This is a genomic window from Ruegeria marina (genome assembly GCF_900101475.1).
Lineage (GTDB): Bacteria > Pseudomonadota > Alphaproteobacteria > Rhodobacterales > Rhodobacteraceae > Ruegeria_B > Ruegeria_B marina.
The window spans coordinates 138,761-152,149 of sequence record NZ_FMZV01000009.1 but is presented as its reverse complement, the minus strand read 5'-3'; the positions used below and the strand labels follow the sequence as shown (position 1 = coordinate 152,149).

Below are 13,389 nucleotides of genomic sequence, written 5' to 3'. Positions count from 1 at the left end.
GCAAATCGGATGTGCAGGAGATACCCAATGTTCAAAGGACTCGGCGGTCTTGGCGACATGGCCAAGATGATGAAATCGGCGCAGGAATTGCAGACCAAGATGGCCCAGATGCAAGAGGATCTGAACAGTATGATGGTCACCGGCGAATCCGGGGCCGGGCTGGTCAAGGCCACCGCCAGCGCAAAGGGCGAGCTGAAGGGGCTCGACATCGACCCCTCGATCTTCAACAGCGACGACAAGGAAGTGGTCGAGGACCTGATCCTCGCCGCGATCAAGGACGCCCAGGCCAAGGCGGCCGAAAAGGCGCAGGAGGAAATGACTCGCCTGACCGAAAGCATGGGCCTGCCCAAGGACATCAAGCTGCCGTTCTGAAGGCGGTCGTTTCCTTTGTCGTGAACTGCGTGCAGGATCGCGGCAGGGCAGACACCGAGCAGGGAACAGGATCATGGCCGGATCGACCAAGGATATCGACGCGCTGATCGAATTGATGGCGCGTCTGCCCGGACTGGGGCCGCGCTCGGCCCGGCGCGCGGTGCTGCACCTGATCCGCAAGCGCGCGCTGCTGCTGACGCCGCTGGCCGAGCAGATGAACCGGGTCGCCGCCACCGCCCGCGAATGCCTCAACTGCGGCAATATCGGCACCTCGGACGTGTGCGACATCTGCACCGACGACCGCCGTGCCACCGGCGAGCTCTGCGTGGTCGAGGACGTGGCCGATCTCTGGGCGATGGAACGCTCGGGCGTGTTCAAGGGCCGCTATCACGTTCTGGGCGGCACCCTGTCCGCGCTGGATGGGGTCGGCCCCGAGGATTTGCGCATTCCGCGGCTGGCCGACCGGATCGCGGCCGAGGAGATCACCGAGGTGATCCTGGCCCTGAATGCTACCATCGACGGGCAGACAACGGCCCATTACATCGCCGACCAACTGGGTGGCCAGGTGCGGCTGACCTCGCTGGCGCAGGGCGTGCCGATCGGCGGAGAGCTGGATTATCTCGACGACGGCACCATCTCGGCCGCCATGCGCGCCCGCAAGGATCTCTAGTCCCGCCACCGAAAGGCGGGTACGCTGTCCGGGACCCCGATCCGGGGGCGCCTCGCAGAGAGGGCCGGGAATTGACAACAGGCAGTTTGCGCATCTTCTTGCCCGTGGCGATCCGGGGGCTGATGACGCGCCTTGGCCCACGCCTCGACACGGCAGCCGGCGCAGCCGTCGCGCAGACGGTCGACCTGAACCCCCGGATACCCGAGCGCATCAACGCCGGCGAAGCCTTCGACATCGGCCTGACCAATCCCGAATATGTCCCGGCCCTGATCGACCGCGGCCGGGTTGACGCGGCGACACACCGGCCCTTTGGCCGGGTACCGCTTGCCGTCGGGCGGCGGTCAGGACCGGAAACGCAGGTCCTCCGCGACGCGCCCGCAATCTCCGAGCTTTTCCGAAAGGCCGAAAGCATCGCCTATACCGGCGCGGGGACCAGCGGACGCATGTTCCTGAACGCGGTTGCACGACTGGGACTGCCGGAAACCGTGGCCTCCAAAAGCCGTCCTATGGGTGGCGGCGAACCCGTAGCTTCGGTCGCGGCAGGTGAAACCGAACTGGCCGTCGCGCCTCTGACCACGATCCTGTCCACGCCGGGCATCAGTCCTGCCGCCGTGTTTCCCTCCGGCTTCGGCACCGACATCGACATGTCGGTGTTCCTGGCCATGTCACCCGGTTCGGGCGCGGCGGCCGTTCTCGACCTGCTGACGACAAGCGTGCTGGATGAAGAGCTCGCGGCGGCAGGCATCCAGCGCTTCCGCCTAGAATGACAACCCTGGTCAGTTTGCCGGCTGTCGCGGCAGGGCATCGGCCTTCGTTGTGCAAACACGCCGATAAGCGGTTGCGCAATACCCTCTCCGATCCGGCGAAATCACGTGATTTCTAGAAAATAATGAAATCGGCTTCGGTGAGCGATGCCACAGAAACACCGTCCAATGTCAGAGTGTTTCCAAACAGGTCGGTAATGATTGCACTGCCACCGAATTCGCTCAGCTGGTTCTGTTGCAGGTTCGCAAAATCAACAATCCCTGGCACGCCGGAAAGGTCGATCCGATCTGACCCTGCCGAAAAATAATAAACGATGTCGGAACCATCCGAGAAACGGATGACATCCGAACCCGGTCCCGCAAAGATCCGATCATCGCCCCACCCACCGTCGATCGTGTCATCGCCCGCCGCGCCGTAGATGGTGTCGTTGCCGTCGCCGCCCTCGATCTGGTCGTTGCCCAGCCCGCCGAACAGCTGGTCGTTGCCAAACCCGCCGTTCAGAACGTCATTGCCCTGGCCTGCGCCGATCTGGTCATTGCCGTCGCCGCCGTCGAGCGTGTCGTTGTCGTCGGCGCCCCAGAGCTCGTCGTCGCCGGCGCCGCCCGACAGGCTGTCGGCCCCGTCCGCACCGCCCAGCGTGTCGTTTCCGGCGCCGCCGTCGAGCGTGTCGGCCCCGATCGCGCCCCAGAGCTCGTCGGCATCGCCGCCGCCCGACAGGCTGTCGTTGCCGGTCGATCCGCCCAGCGTGTCGCTTCCCGCGCCGCCTTCGATGGTGTCGTCCCCGAACGAGCCCCAGAGCCCGTCATTGCCATCGTCGCCGTGGATCTCGTCATTGCCGCCGGAGCCGCCCAGCACATCGTCGCCGGCGCCGCCCCAGATCGTGTCGTCGCCCGCCGCGCCATAGGCTTCGTCATTGCCCGCGCCGCCCAGCAACAGGTCGTTTTCCGTGGTGCCGCCCAGCAGGTCGTTGCCATCGCCGCCGTCGAGCGTATCCGCACCCGGACCGCCATAGAGCGTATCGTCGCCCCCCAGCCCGGAGATCGAGTCGTTGCCCCCAAGCCCCCATATCAATTCGGTCCGCCCGGACCCCATGATCGTATCGTTTCCGTTCGTCCCGATACGCTCGATCGGTGGCAGGCTCAGGCCATTGTCATAGACCCAGACACTCTGGCTGGTGAACGCCAGGATTTCCTCGACACCGTCGTTGTCGAAATCGACCAGCGCCAGCGCCTCGTTCGAGCCGCCTATGGTCTGATCGTCAGACCCCGGAGAGAAACGTCCGCCTTCCTGATAGAAAATCCTGTGGCTGTTGGGAAATTGCATCTGCACCAGAAGGTCCAGGTCTCCATCTAGATCGAGGTCGGAAAAGAACAGCCTTGATCCCCAGCCGTTCGGGTCGTTGGCCCCCACGAAATCGTGGGGGTCGAACCAGTCCGTCGTGCGATCGCTGAATTGTCCATCAGGCTGCTGGATCAGAACCTGAATGGCAACCCGCGTGTAGAAGGGGTCGGCATCGGTCAGCAGCATGACGATATCGGGCCTGTCGTCGCCATTCAGATCGGTGACCTGGATATCGAGCGCAATCGACTGATCCAGCGTGGTCTGCGCAGGAAGCTGGGTCATCGCGAACCCGAAACCGTTCCACCGCGCGATCTGGCTGCTCAGCCCCGGCGCAATGTTCTGGTCGGCACCCAGGATAAGTTCGTCGATATCGTCGCCATCCAGGTCGGCAATCGCCGATGTCGTGTAGGTACGAACACCGTGAAGAGGCAACGCGTCGAAGCTGGGCGTGCCATCCGGGTTTACCGAAACGATATAGGCCGGGTCTACTCCGAGATTGCCCACGAAGACGTCCGTCACTCCGTCTCCGTTCAGATCGCCCGACGCGATGGAATGGGTGAAATCCGTGCCGCGCGAATACTCGGCGCTTCGATCCACCCAGCCCCCTTGGCCATCGGACATGAGTACCGTGTTCACCTGGCCGGGAAAGGGATGAACATCGAGACCATGGTCGGCGACGAAAATGTCGTCCCAGCCGTCTCCGTTTAGATCATCCACGATCAGGCCGCGGCCAAAATCGACCTGCGGGAGAGCGCTCCCGCCGATCTGGCCTGCGATATTGGTCAAGGTACCGTCGAAACCGATTTCCAGAATCGGAAGATCCTGCCATTCGCCACCAGGTACGGTAAACCGTGTCAGGACGATCTCGGGCAACCCGTTTCGATTCAGATCCGCAGCCTGTGCCCAGCCTACATAGCCAATATCAAAGTTCAGGTAGATGTCCGTACTGTAGGTGAACACGCCCGCTCGCTCCCGGTTCTGCATTTTTGCCGGATTGTTCACAAATTCACGGCATCACGCAAGCATGCGGCCCTGCAAGCGAGAACCGGGATCGGGCCGGTTCGATCAGAACAGGAAATGATCGGATGTCAGCTGAGCCATCGAAACCCCCGCCAGGGTCATGGAATTCATGCCGTCCGTTATCATCGTACCTCCCCCTGCCTCGGTCATATGGTTGGCCTGAAGGTCTGCGAACCCCTCTATGCCGCTCGCAAATCGAAGATCCACAATATCCCCTGTTGGCGTGGCCTGGAAATCGAGCACCAGATCCGCACCATTGCCAAAGACGAAGACGTCCCGGTCAAGTCCGCCGGTCAGACTGTCATCCCCCGCACCGCCATAGAGCGTATCGTCGCCGGCCCCGCCGCGCAGTTCGTCCTGCCCGTCTGCGCCGAAAATGACATTATTGCCAGCACCACCCCAAACGGTGTCATCGCCGCCTGCGCCGGCCGCGCGGTCGTTTCCGGCACCCGAGAAAACAAGGTCGGCGCCATCGCCGGCCCACAGATCATCGGAACCGTCGGCACCGGCGATGGTGTCGTTGCCAGCGGCGGCAAAGATCGTGTCGTTGCCGGCGCCACCCCAACCCTGATCGTCCCCGGAGCCCAGACCGATCGCGTCGTTGCCATCGGATCCGCCCACCGTGTCGGCGCCGCCTCCGGCAAACAAGCTGTCGCTGCCAGGGCCGCCCCATATCTCGTCTTGTCCGGCGCCGGTCTGTACGCTGTCGTTCCCCGCGCCTGCAAACACGGTGTTATCGCCGGAAAGATCTTCTATTTCGTCGTCGCCGTCATGCCCGGCCAGAAGATCGTTGCCCCCGGAACCGAACAATGTGTCGGCGCCGCCGCGCCCAAGAACCGTATCGTTGCCGGACAGGCCATCCAGAAAATCGCCCTGCGGTCCACCGGACAACCGATCGTTGCCGGCCGTCGGCAAGGACCCTGACTGCGCAAGCGTTGCAACCTCGATCACGCCATTGCTGAATTGCAGGAATTCGACACCCTGGAGGAAATCCACCCCTTCCGAGGATGTGACGACCACGGTTTGGCCGTTCCTTTGAATGGTGGCCATGCCGCTATGAATTGAAAATGCGGCGCGATCGGTTCCCTCCTGGCCAACCAGGGTGTCATTGCCCAGACCGCCCCACAATGTGTCATTACCGGACTGACCGTGGATCTGGTCAGCTCCGGCGCCGCCGAAAAGCGCGTCATTGCCTGCTCCGCCATAGAGTTCGTCCGACCCTTCGCCGCCGGAAAGCGTATCCCGGCCGATGCCGCCGAACAGGAAATCGCCGCCGCCGAAACCACGCAGAATGTCGTTGCCTTGCAGGCCGTACAGGCCATCCTCCCCGTCACCGCCGTCCAGTACGTCCGCGAAATCGACAAGTCCGGGTGCTTCGTCCCCGAATTCGGTGTTGGCGAACAACGCTCCGAAATCGACTTCGTCAGCCAGTGTGGCCAGCACGTTTTCCAGGTTCTGGCGTATGGTCTCGAGTCCGTCGGAGACAACGCCGATCAACTGCTGCGTCGCCGACTGCAGGGTCGCCAATGCACCAAACAGCGGTTGCAGTGCGGACAGCATGGCGTCCTGCACAGGATCGAACACCCGGTCTATGTCGATGCCCAGACTGCGAAGAATGGAAAAGACCAGATCTTCGACAAAGCCGGAAATCGCCGAAAACACCCCCGAAATGGCTTCGATCACGTCGAGCAGATTGGTGTCGGGAAAAGGCCAGGGAAGATTCACGTCGACATCGAGTGCGTCCAGAATGCGGTTGGCGGTGTTGGCCGCTCCGCGAAAGACCGACAATGCCCGGTCCAGATCGGCCCTGACGTCAGCCAGATTCGGCAGAAGGGTTTCGATGTCGTCCACTGCCACGGTTACCTGGTTCAGCGCGGACCGCATCGGTTCGACCAGCGCATCACGCTGTTGGAACCAGCGTTCGGCGCCTTCGACATAGTCGGACAGGCGGGTGTCCAGTTCGGTCCCGGAAGGGACCTGTTCGGACCCGAAACTGGCGGACAGGGCTTGTGCCTCGTCCACGCGCACGCCGGTTGCAATTTCGAAACCCGCAAGCGTCACAGAAGCGGTGGACCCCGCCTCGGACAAAACCGTGACCAGATTTTGGGCAGGTTGCCAGGACAGGTCCAACGCAGCAAGAATGTCGGCCTGGGCATCAATTGTGCCCGACACGCTGTTGGCGACCCGATCCAGTTGCCGGATGGCGGTGCCGATGCCATAGGGGATAGACCCTAGCAACCGAACGACCGCGTTCGGCAGGTCGATCAGGTCCGCCCGATCACGCAAGAGGGTCTCGAGATTGCCCGGTAACGCCAGAACCCGGTCGGCCGTCTGCAGCCCTGCGTCCAGCACCAGCAGAAAGCTTCCCAAATCGGAAAGATCCTCGGAAACCTGAGACGTGGCCTGCAGGTACTCTTGTGTACTCGTCATAACAACACCCTAAGAACTATGAACTCCACTAAACTGTGTCTGAATACCACAAATTCGGCATTTACGCGATTGTACAAGAACCTGTGCCCCGTACCGCACGAGGTTGAGTTTGACTTGCAAAGGGCCTATTTCGGCTTCGATACTGCGCAAAGGACATTTCCGTGGCAAATCACCTGTACAAGAACGACCTGCCCGACGGGCTGGACCTGGGTCCCATAGTGGCGATCGATTGCGAGACCATGGGGTTAAACCCGCATCGCGACCGGCTGTGCGTGGTCCAGATGTCGGGCGGCGACGGCAATGCCCATATCGTGCAGGTCGAAAAGGGCTCGACCAGCGCGCCCAACCTCTGTTCCATGCTGGAAAATCCGAATGTACTGAAGTTGTTTCATTTCGGACGCTTCGATATCGCAGCATTGTTCAATACCTACAAAACGCTGGCGGCCCCGGTTTACTGCACAAAGATCGCCAGCCGGCTGGTACGCACCTATACCGATCGGCACGGGCTGAAGAACCTGACGCAGGAATTGCTGGGCATCGACATCTCGAAGCAGCAGCAGATGAGCGACTGGGGCGCCGAGACCCTGACCGAGGCGCAACTGGATTATGCGGCATCGGACGTTCTGCACCTGCACCGCCTGCGCGAGGAACTGAACAAGCGGTTGGAGCGCGAGGGGCGCGCAGATCTGGCGCAATCCTGTTTCGACTTCTTGCCAACTCGTGCCAGACTGGACTTGGAAGGCTGGCCCGAAATCGACATCTTTGCGCACTCATGACCGACATGGAATCCTTTCTGTCCATTGCCCGCCAGGTCGTTCTGGACGAGGCCCGTGCGCTGGACGCGCTGGCCGACAGCCTGGACGAGGACTTTGCCAAGGCCGTCGACCTGATCCTGAATACCAAGGGCCGGGTGATCGTGTCGGGCATTGGTAAGTCGGGTCATATCGGGCACAAGATCGCGGCCACGCTCGCCAGCACCGGAACACCCGCCTATTTCGTGCATCCCGCCGAGGCCAGCCATGGCGATCTGGGCATGGTATCCGGTGGCGACGTGGTACTGGCGATCTCGAACTCGGGCGAGGCGCCCGAACTTGCAAACCTGCTGGCCTTTACCCGCCGGTTCGGCATCCCGCTGATCGGGCTGTCGAGCAAGCCCGAAAGCTCGCTGATGACGCAGGCCGATGTGCATTTGCGGATCCCGTCGCTGGGCGAAGCCTGCGGTTTCGGCATGGTGCCCTCGATCTCGACGACCCTGACGCTGGCGATGGGCGATGCGCTGGCTATCGCCCTGATGAAGTTCCGCGATTTCCGCCCCGAGAACTTCCGCGTGTTCCATCCCGGCGGCAAGCTTGGCGCCCGGCTCAGCCGGGTGTCGGACCTGATGCATACCGGCGATGCCGTGCCGCTGATCGCTGCGGAGACCCGGATGAGCGAGGCGCTGCTGGAAATCAGCCGCAAGGGGTTCGGCGTGGTCGGCGTCACCGATGCCGAAGGACGCCTGACAGGTATCGTCACCGATGGCGACCTGCGGCGGCACATGTCCGGCCTGCTGGACAAGACGGCGGCCGAGGTCATGACTCGCAACCCCACGACCATCACACCCGATGCCCTCGCCGAGGAAGCGGTGGCAATCATGAACGCGCGCAAGATCACCTCTCTTTTCGTCGTGGACGAGGCCGATCCGGGCAAGGCGAAGGGCCTGTTGCACATTCACGACTGTCTGCGGGTTGGCCTGGGATAAGCCATGGCGAAAGATCGCTACTCGCGCATGGTTAAATTGCTGAAGGTGATCCTGCCTCTGGCGGCGTTGACCCTGTTGTCGGCGGTGTTCCTTTTGTCGCGCGGGGTCGATCTGGGCTCTCCCATTCCATTCGCCGAGGACGAGATTGCCGAACGCACCCGCGACCAGCAGGTCACCGGCCCGTTCTTTTCGGGCGTCACCCCGCAGGGCGAACAGATCCAGGTACAGGCGGAACTGGCGCGTCCGGGCGGGCCGGATTCGCGGGGCGAAGCAATCGATCTGTCTGCCGAGATCCGTCTGGAGAATGGCAGGCTGATCACGTTGCGGTCGGACGTGGGGTCCCTGGAACTGGATCGTGACATGGCGAACTTTTCCGGCAACGTGGTCATGACCACTTCGGATGGCATCCGCGTGACTACAGAAGAACTCAACACCGCGTTGAGCGGCGTTTCGGGAAACACGCCCGGGGCAGTAAACGGAACCGGCCCGATCGGAGAATTTACCGCAGGTTCAATGGAAATAGGGGCTGAAAACGAAGGCGGACCCATCCATATTCGTTTCAAGAATGGCGTGAAACTGGTATATGATCCGAAAACGTCAGAAAGATAACCTGTGATCCATTTTCGCGCGTTGACAATCGGCATCCTCTTGACGCTTGGCTCGGTCGCCGCCCATGCGCAGGGCGCCAATGTGGCTTTTGGCGCGATCAAGGCGGACCCGACGCTGCCGGTAGAGGTCACCTCGGATACTCTGGACGTGAACCAGGCGGACGGTTCGGCCGAGTTCAAGGGCAATGTTCTTGTTTCGCAAGGAGAAATGCGTCTCTCTGCCCAGCGCGTTCTGGTTATCTATCGTCAGGAACGATCGGGCATCGAGCGGCTGGAAGCGACCGGTGACGTGGTTCTGGTCAGCGGCCCGGATGCGGCACAGGCACAGCGAGCGGATTATACAATCGATTCCGGCATCATCGTGATGACCGGAGATGTCCTTTTGACCCAGGGCCAGAATGCGCTGACGTCGAGCAAGATGACGGTGAACCTGATTTCCGGCACGGCGCAGATGGTCGGCCGGGTCAAGACGATCCTGAACCCGGAAAACAAATGATGACCCGACCTGCTCTGACCGTAACCGAGGGGTCATCGGGCCTTAGAATCGAGAAGCTGCGAAAATCGTATCGCAAGAAGACCGTTATCAGGGACGTGTCCATGACCCTGGGTCGGTCCGAGGTCGTGGCCCTTCTCGGCCCGAATGGTTCAGGCAAGACCACCACATTCTATTCTATTGCCGGTCTGGTCTTTCCCGAAGCGGGCAAGGTCATCATTGATGGTCAGGTCGCAACCACCTTGCCGATGTACCGCCGCGCCCGGATGGGAATCGGGTACCTGCCGCAGGAAATGTCGATCTTTCGCGGCCTGAGCGTCGAGGACAACATTCTCGCGGTGCTCGACGTTACCGAAAAGCACCCCCACAAGCGGCGCGAAAGACTCGAGGAACTCTTGTCGGATTTTTCCATCGAGCACCTGCGCCGGGCGCCCGCGCTGGCGCTGTCGGGCGGCGAACGGCGCCGGGTCGAGATCGCGCGCTGTCTGGCGGCCGACCCCAAGTACCTGCTTTTGGATGAGCCATTTGCCGGTGTGGACCCGATCAGCGTAGGGGATATCCGACATTTGGTGTCGGACCTCAAGAACCGTGGCATCGGCGTTCTGATCACCGATCACAACGTCCGCGAAACTCTCGAAATCGTGGACCGTGCCTATATCCTGCACGACGGACAGGTCCTGATGTCAGGTAATCCCGAGGAAGTCGTGGAGAACGAAAACGTCCGGCGGGTTTACCTGGGAGAGAATTTTCGCATCTCCTGACCCGCGACCCGGCTTTCCGGACGCAACAGAGGAAAATCCGTCGCAGACCCGTGCTTGTGATTGACAGTACGCGCGTCTCTTGCCTCAATAGAGCTATGGCAAAGCTGCGGTTCGAAGCTGTTTCTGGTCACCCTTTCGAGGAAGGGAACAAACGTCCACAATCCGAAACTTTGTCAATTCCCGTCACCCAAGAATAACAGGCGCACCGTATATCGCGGTGTCAATAGGGGTGAAATTTGTGAAGGAGATCACATGCGTTATCAAATCAGCGGAAAGCAAATCGACATAGGTGCCGCCTTGCAGACTCATGTCGAGGCTGAACTGGGAGAAGTCGTATCCAAATACGCGCAACGCCCAACTGACGCTCAAGTCGTGTTTTCCCGCTCTGCCCATGAATACGTGTGCGAAGCAACCGTGCACCTGTCGACCGGCTTGACCGCCCAGGCAAAGGCGCATGCCAACGAGATCTACGCTGCCTTCGACAGCTGCTGCGAAAAGATGGACAAGCAACTGCGCCGCTACAAGCGCCGGCTGAAAGATCACCACAAGGATCGGTCCGAGCCGGTTGAACTCTATGGGGCAGCATCCTATATCCTCGCGTCTGATGAAACTGACGCCGAGGCCGAGCCTGACTCTCTGCAACCGATCATCGTGGCCGAGATGGAAACCAAGATTCCCTCGCTTTCGGTCGGCGAAGCCGTGATGCAGATGGAATTGGCCGGAGCCCCGGTTCTTGTGTTTCGAAACGAGAGCAAGGATGGGTTGAACGTCGTATACCGTCGCGAAGACGGCAATATCGGCTGGATCGATCCATAAACCGCAAGATTTGACCAGACATGCCTCCGCCCTGTGCGGTGGCATGTCCGAGGAGCAAGAACATATGGAGCTTTCGAGCATCCTTAAGCCGAAAGCGGTCCGAGTGATTGGCGCCGCTTCGAGCAAGAAGAGATTGTTTCAAGAAATCGCGGACTTGGCTGAAAGTGCCCTGAGTATGAACGCTCAGGAAACGCTGGAAGCATTGCTGGAACGGGAAAGCCTGGGCCCGACCGGAGTCGGCCATGGCGTGGCTTTGCCGCATGCCAGAATTCCCGGGCTCGAGTCCGTCGCCGGCGCATTTATCATGCTTGAAAAACCCTTGGACTTCGGCTCCGTCGACCGGCTTCCGGTCGACCTGGCCTTTTCCCTGTTCGCACCTGAAGATGCGGGCGCCGAACATTTGAAAGCTTTGGCATTGGTGTCGCGGACCCTACGGGAGCAAGCTATTTGCACCAAGCTGCGGGCCAATCCGGATCCCAACAAGATCTACGCGATTCTTACCGAATCACATCCCCTTCAGGCGGCCTGACTCTCATTCTGAATGAAAAAAAAGGACCCCGGCGGGGTCCTTTTCCATTTGTAACGTGGCGTCGATCTCAACCGCCCATTTCCAGGGCCCACCAGATCTTGCCGTTGTTTTCCTGAAACCATGCAAAGCCCATGTTGACCGCCTTCGGGTCCAGTATCACGGAACGCGGGCCGGGTTCTTCCATCCACGCGGCAAGCGTTTCAACCTCAGTCTCGTAAGTTTCCGAAATTGCTTCGCCCAGGAACACGCCCGGATAACCGGCGCGCACGGCCCGGTCGATCGGAGAGGACCCGTCGGAGCCAAAGTGCCAGGGGCGGTTCTGCACCGACATGTCACGAGCATGGGTAGCCGCAGCTGCATTGAGTTGTGCGTTCAGCTGCACTGGCGCAAGCCCGGACGCCTGCCGCAGAGCATTGACAGAGTCGAGCATCCTGAACTGGAGCGTCGCCGGATTTCCCCGGATCTTGTAGGCCTTGGGCAAGGGTTTGCCATCCGAGCCAAGAGTGCTCGGTCCGGTGTCGGTACAAGCCGCCAACCCAAGAAAGCAAATCACCAGCAGGGAGATTAGTCGCGCCATGGTTTCACCAATTGTATCTTCGCGCCTTGAAATAGCGTCAGACACGCCACGATGCAAATCATGTCCATTGCCGGGGGCACAATAGATCGCGAGATCGCGGTTTGATTTGCGACCGCCGCACGACAGCCATATGATTGGACCGTCTCGTAGTATTAGCGTAAAGGTCAGATCTCATGGTCAAGAAGATTTCGAAACTCTCGACCCGGCGCACATTTCTGATTGGTGCCGCATCCTCTTTCGGCATGCCCGCGCTGGCCCAGTATATTCCAGACGATCCCACCCGTCCCGCACCTGAGCCCGAAGCGCCGGTGCGGCGCAACATTTCGAGTTTCAAGGCGCTGTCCTGGCAGCCCTATTTCTCGAACACCCGCAATGGTGCAATTCTCGTGGATACGGTGTCGCGCGCCTTGCACTTCTGGTCGGATGACCAGAGCGTATACAAGCTCTACCCCTCGTCGGTGCCACTGACCGATGACATGACGCGACGCGGCCGCACCAGCGTGATTCGCAAGGTTGTCGGGCCAAGCTGGTCGCCAACGCCCTCGATGAAGAAACGAAACCCGGAATGGCCCGATTACATTCCGCCGGGGCCGGACAACCCGCTGGGCACACATGCTTTGTACCTGAGCTGGCAGTACTATCGGATCCACGGAACACACGACACCCGCAAGATCGGTCGAAGATCATCGAACGGATGCATAGGCCTGTACAACGAACATATTTCCGAACTGTTCGAATTGACCAAAGTAGGCACGCAAGTGTTGCTAATTTGACGACATTTCAGCACTCAAAGGGGTGAACACCACAACAACCGTTTGCATTCGAACCGGATAGCTGATTAGAAAAACTCACGAGGTAAGTCTTGGGTGCGCGGTTCACATATTGGAGAATCGCGCAAATACTGGAGGTTAACATGAAGAAACTCGTTCTCGCTGCTGCTCTTTCCGCCGCTGCTTCGACCGCATTCGCCGGCAACCTGTCGGAGCCGGTCGTTGAAGCACCGGTCATCGTCGAAGAGACCCAGAGCTCGTCGAGCGGCATCCTGCTGCCGCTGATCCTGCTGGTTCTGGTCGGCGTTGCAGTTGCAGCCAACAACTAAGCGATAGGCCTCTGGCCAATCACGAGAAAGGCGGTGGGTCCCCCACCGCCTTTTTCTTTTGCAGCAGGGGCCTGCGGATCAGAGTTTTTTAGGGAATACCCCATAACCTCAACGCAATGCGTCGCTTCGCGCTCTTTTGGCATGCGCAATACTGGATACTTCGGCTA

General features: G+C 60.5%; 15 protein-coding genes. 12 read left to right on the top strand and 3 right to left on the bottom strand.

The genetic code is table 11. The features are described 5' to 3' along the window. Positions 1-27 precede the first annotated feature (27 nt). From BLT75_RS13875 to BLT75_RS13865, 3 genes are all read left to right on the top strand, one after another. On the top strand, positions 28-372 hold the full coding sequence (locus BLT75_RS13875; protein ID WP_093032702.1) for a YbaB/EbfC family nucleoid-associated protein: 345 nt from the start codon (positions 28-30) through the stop codon (positions 370-372). 73 nt (positions 373-445) lie between these two features. Then, positions 446-1,042: a recombination mediator RecR gene (recR, locus tag BLT75_RS13870; RefSeq protein ID WP_093032699.1), complete on the top strand. Its 597-nt coding sequence runs from the start codon at positions 446-448 to the stop codon at positions 1,040-1,042. 71 nt (positions 1,043-1,113) lie between these two features. Beyond that, the gene (locus BLT75_RS13865) at positions 1,114-1,809 is read left to right on the top strand and encodes an ABC transporter substrate-binding protein (RefSeq protein WP_143028562.1); all 696 of its coding nucleotides are present in this window, start codon (positions 1,114-1,116) and stop codon (positions 1,807-1,809) included. 112 nt (positions 1,810-1,921) lie between these two features. Here BLT75_RS13865 and BLT75_RS13860 read toward each other — a convergent pair whose 3' ends face one another. Beyond that, entirely contained in the window at positions 1,922-4,108 is a 2,187-nt protein-coding gene (locus tag BLT75_RS13860) for an FG-GAP-like repeat-containing protein (protein ID WP_176828021.1), read from the bottom strand. A 105-nt stretch (positions 4,109-4,213) separates the two neighbouring features. Further along, positions 4,214-6,598: a calcium-binding protein gene (locus BLT75_RS13855; protein ID WP_093032682.1), complete on the bottom strand. Its 2,385-nt coding sequence runs from the start codon at positions 6,596-6,598 to the stop codon at positions 4,214-4,216. A 161-nt stretch (positions 6,599-6,759) separates the two neighbouring features. Here BLT75_RS13855 and BLT75_RS13850 point away from each other — a divergent pair, with 161 nt between their 5' ends. From BLT75_RS13850 to BLT75_RS13820, 7 genes are all read left to right on the top strand, one after another. Further along, complete coding sequence (locus tag BLT75_RS13850; RefSeq protein ID WP_093032679.1) at positions 6,760-7,374, top strand: ribonuclease D; 615 nt, start codon at positions 6,760-6,762, stop codon at positions 7,372-7,374. Next, the gene (locus BLT75_RS13845) at positions 7,371-8,339 is read left to right on the top strand and encodes a KpsF/GutQ family sugar-phosphate isomerase (RefSeq protein WP_093032676.1); all 969 of its coding nucleotides are present in this window, start codon (positions 7,371-7,373) and stop codon (positions 8,337-8,339) included. The genes BLT75_RS13850 and BLT75_RS13845 overlap by 4 nt, the downstream gene beginning before the upstream one ends. Before the next feature lie 3 nt (positions 8,340-8,342). After that, positions 8,343-8,948, top strand: coding sequence for a hypothetical protein (locus BLT75_RS13840; RefSeq protein ID WP_093032673.1), 606 nt, complete (start codon positions 8,343-8,345; stop codon positions 8,946-8,948). Between the two features lie 3 nt (positions 8,949-8,951). After that, on the top strand, positions 8,952-9,443 hold the full coding sequence (locus BLT75_RS13835; RefSeq protein ID WP_093032669.1) for an LptA/OstA family protein: 492 nt from the start codon (positions 8,952-8,954) through the stop codon (positions 9,441-9,443). Next, on the top strand, positions 9,443-10,201 hold the full coding sequence (gene lptB, locus BLT75_RS13830; RefSeq protein ID WP_093032859.1) for an LPS export ABC transporter ATP-binding protein: 759 nt from the start codon (positions 9,443-9,445) through the stop codon (positions 10,199-10,201). The genes BLT75_RS13835 and lptB overlap by 1 nt, the downstream gene beginning before the upstream one ends. 252 nt (positions 10,202-10,453) lie before the next feature. Next, positions 10,454-11,017, top strand: a complete 564-nt coding sequence (gene hpf, locus BLT75_RS13825) for a ribosome hibernation-promoting factor, HPF/YfiA family (RefSeq protein WP_093032666.1) — start codon at positions 10,454-10,456, stop codon at positions 11,015-11,017. A gap of 64 nt (positions 11,018-11,081) precedes the next feature. Beyond that, the gene (locus BLT75_RS13820; RefSeq protein ID WP_093032856.1) at positions 11,082-11,546 is read left to right on the top strand and encodes a PTS sugar transporter subunit IIA; all 465 of its coding nucleotides are present in this window, start codon (positions 11,082-11,084) and stop codon (positions 11,544-11,546) included. A 67-nt stretch (positions 11,547-11,613) separates the two neighbouring features. Here the strand turns inward: BLT75_RS13820 and dalA are convergent, their stop codons facing one another. Further along, entirely contained in the window at positions 11,614-12,123 is a 510-nt protein-coding gene (dalA, locus tag BLT75_RS13815; protein WP_093032663.1) for a divisome-associated lipoprotein DalA, read from the bottom strand. Between the two features lie 173 nt (positions 12,124-12,296). Between dalA and BLT75_RS13810 the strand changes: the two genes are divergently transcribed. Together BLT75_RS13810 and BLT75_RS13805 are read left to right on the top strand one after the other, a co-directional pair. Next, entirely contained in the window at positions 12,297-12,896 is a 600-nt protein-coding gene (locus tag BLT75_RS13810; protein ID WP_093032660.1) for a L,D-transpeptidase, read from the top strand. A gap of 140 nt (positions 12,897-13,036) precedes the next feature. After that, positions 13,037-13,222: a hypothetical protein gene (locus BLT75_RS13805; RefSeq protein WP_093032657.1), complete on the top strand. Its 186-nt coding sequence runs from the start codon at positions 13,037-13,039 to the stop codon at positions 13,220-13,222. The last annotated feature ends 167 nt before the right edge of the window (positions 13,223-13,389 follow it).